Consider the following 2607-nt stretch of genomic DNA (forward strand, 5'->3'; position numbering starts at 1 on the left):
GTAAAGAGAGTCGTGTAAAATATCGAGTTCGCACATTTTGTTGTCTGATTATTGATTTTTGGCGAAACCATTTGATCATATGACAAGATGTGTATCTACCTTAACTTAATGATTTTGATAAAAATCATTAGGGGATTCATCAGTGCTTTGTATGCTTTGTATGCTTTGTATGCCTATGGTTATGCATAAAAATCCCAGTGATAAGAGTATTTATCACTGGGATTTTTATGCCCTTTTGGGCTTTTGAATGGAGGAAAATCACATGAAAATTATTAATATTGGAGTTTTAGCTCATGTTGATGCGGGAAAAACTACCTTAACAGAAAGCTTATTATATAACAGTGGAGCGATTACAGAATTAGGAAGCGTGGACAGAGGTACAACGAAAACGGATAATACGCTTTTAGAACGTCAGAGAGGAATTACAATTCAGACGGCGATAACCTCTTTTCAGTGGAAAAATACTAAGATAAACATCATAGACACGCCAGGACATATGGATTTTTTAGCAGAAGTATATCGTTCATTATCAGTATTAGATGGGGCAATTCTACTGATTTCTGCAAAAGATGGCGTACAAGCACAAACTCGTATATTGTTTCATGCACTTAGGAAAATAGGTATTCCCACAATCTTTTTTATCAATAAGATTGACCAAAATGGAATTGATTTATCAACGGTTTATCAGGATATTAAAGAGAAACTTTCTGCGGAAATTGTAATCAAACAGAAGGTAGAACTGCATCCTAATATGCGTGTAATGAACTTTACCGAATCTGAACAATGGGATATGGTAATAGAAGGAAATGATTACCTTTTGGAGAAATATACGTCTGGGAAATTATTGGAAGCATTAGAACTCGAACAAGAGGAAAGCATAAGATTTCATAATTGTTCCCTGTTCCCTGTTTATCACGGAAGTGCAAAAAACAATATAGGGATTGATAACCTTATAGAAGTGATTACGAATAAATTTTATTCATCAACACATCGAGGTCAGTCTGAACTTTGCGGAAAAGTTTTCAAAATTGAGTATTCGGAAAAAAGACAGCGTCTTGCATATATACGTCTTTATAGTGGCGTACTGCATTTGCGAGATTCGGTTAGAATATCGGAAAAGGAAAAAATAAAAATTACAGAAATGTATACTTCAATAAATGGTGAATTATGTAAAATCGATAAGGCTTATTCCGGGGAAATTGTTATTTTGCAGAATGAGTTTTTGAAGTTAAATAGTGTTCTTGGAGATACAAAGCTATTGCCACAGAGAGAGAGAATTGAAAATCCCCTCCCTCTGCTGCAAACGGCTGTTGAACCGAGCAAACCTCAACAAAGGGAAATGTTACTTGATGCACTTTTAGAAATCTCCGACAGTGACCCGCTTCTGCGATATTATGTGGATTCTGCGACACATGAAATCATACTTTCTTTCTTAGGGAAAGTACAAATGGAAGTGACTTGTGCTCTGCTGCAAGAAAAGTATCATGTGGAGATAGAAATAAAAGAGCCTACAGTCATTTATATGGAAAGACCGTTAAAAAAAGCAGAGTATACCATTCACATCGAAGTTCCACCGAATCCTTTCTGGGCTTCCATTGGTCTATCTGTAGCACCGCTTCCATTAGGGAGCGGAGTACAGTATGAGAGCTCGGTTTCTCTTGGATACTTAAATCAATCGTTTCAAAATGCAGTTATGGAGGGGATACGCTATGGCTGTGAACAAGGATTGTATGGTTGGAATGTGACGGACTGTAAAATCTGTTTTAAGTATGGCTTATACTATAGCCCTGTTAGTACCCCAGCAGATTTTCGGATGCTTGCTCCTATTGTATTGGAACAAGTCTTAAAAAAAGCTGGAACAGAATTGTTAGAGCCATATCTTAGTTTTAAAATTTATGCGCCACAGGAATATCTTTCACGAGCATACAACGATGCTCCTAAATATTGTGCGAACATCGTAGACACTCAATTGAAAAATAATGAGGTCATTCTTAGTGGAGAAATCCCTGCTCGGTGTATTCAAGAATATCGTAGTGATTTAACTTCCTTTACAAATGGACGTAGTGTTTGTTTAACAGAGTTAAAAGGGTACCATGTTACTACCGGTGAACCTGTTTGCCAGCCCCGTCGTCCAAATAGTCGGATAGATAAAGTACGATATATGTTCAATAAAATAACTTAGTGTATTTTATGTTGTTATATAAATATGGTTTCTTGTTAAATAAGATGAAATATTTTTTAATAAAGATTTGAATTAAAGTGTAAAGGAGGAGATAGTTATTATAAACTACAAGTGGATATTGTGTCCTGTATGTGGAAATAAAACACGATTAAAGATAAGGGAAGATACTGAATTAAAAAAATTCCCCCTCTATTGTCCGAAATGCAGACAAGAAAATTTAATTGAAATAAAGCAGTTCAAAGTAACTGTGATTACAGAGCCAGACGCAAAGACGCAGAGCCCTGAGGGATCCCCTCATAATTTCCCCAAAGCACAACCATGTTTGAATAGATTTTGAGCAAGCAGGGTTGCAGCCGCGAGCAAGTCTTCCCTCGTTATTGTGTAGCCAGAATGCCGCAAAACTTCCATCCCTAAGCGCACTGTTG

3 protein-coding genes and 1 pseudogene are annotated in these 2607 nt (G+C 36.6%); 3 read left to right on the plus strand and 1 reads right to left on the minus strand.

The annotated features are described in order from the left end of the window. Window positions 1-169: 169 nt before the first annotated feature. The 3 genes from DZ860_RS23560 to DZ860_RS23570 all read left to right on the plus strand — a co-directional run bounded on the left by DZ860_RS23560 (window position 170) and on the right by DZ860_RS23570 (window position 2519). On the plus strand, window positions 170-247 hold the full coding sequence (locus DZ860_RS23560) for a tetracycline resistance determinant leader peptide (protein ID WP_078372222.1): 78 nt from the start codon (window positions 170-172) through the stop codon (window positions 245-247). A gap of 15 nt (window positions 248-262) precedes the next feature. Further along, the gene (gene tet(M), locus DZ860_RS23565; protein ID WP_014386813.1) at window positions 263-2182 is read left to right on the plus strand and encodes a tetracycline resistance ribosomal protection protein Tet(M); all 1920 of its coding nucleotides are present in this window, start codon (window positions 263-265) and stop codon (window positions 2180-2182) included. 118 nt (window positions 2183-2300) lie between these two features. Beyond that, window positions 2301-2519, plus strand: coding sequence for a cysteine-rich KTR domain-containing protein (locus DZ860_RS23570; RefSeq protein ID WP_162598147.1), 219 nt, complete (start codon window positions 2301-2303; stop codon window positions 2517-2519). Here DZ860_RS23570 and DZ860_RS23575 read toward each other — a convergent pair. Then, window positions 2477-2607 (minus strand): annotated as a pseudogene (locus DZ860_RS23575) (IS4 family transposase); the annotation flags it as partial. The gene DZ860_RS23570 and the pseudogene DZ860_RS23575 sit on opposite strands and share 43 nt — an antisense overlap.

The sequence above is a fragment of the Vibrio sinensis genome, assembly GCF_003605645.1.
GTDB classification, from domain to species: domain Bacteria; phylum Pseudomonadota; class Gammaproteobacteria; order Enterobacterales; family Vibrionaceae; genus Vibrio; species Vibrio sinensis.

Bases quoted from the DNA above. Each gene is read 5' to 3' on its own strand.
- DZ860_RS23560 (WP_078372222.1), top strand. From the start codon at position 170: ATGCCTATGGTTATGCATAAAAATCCCAGTGATAAGAGTATTTATCAC.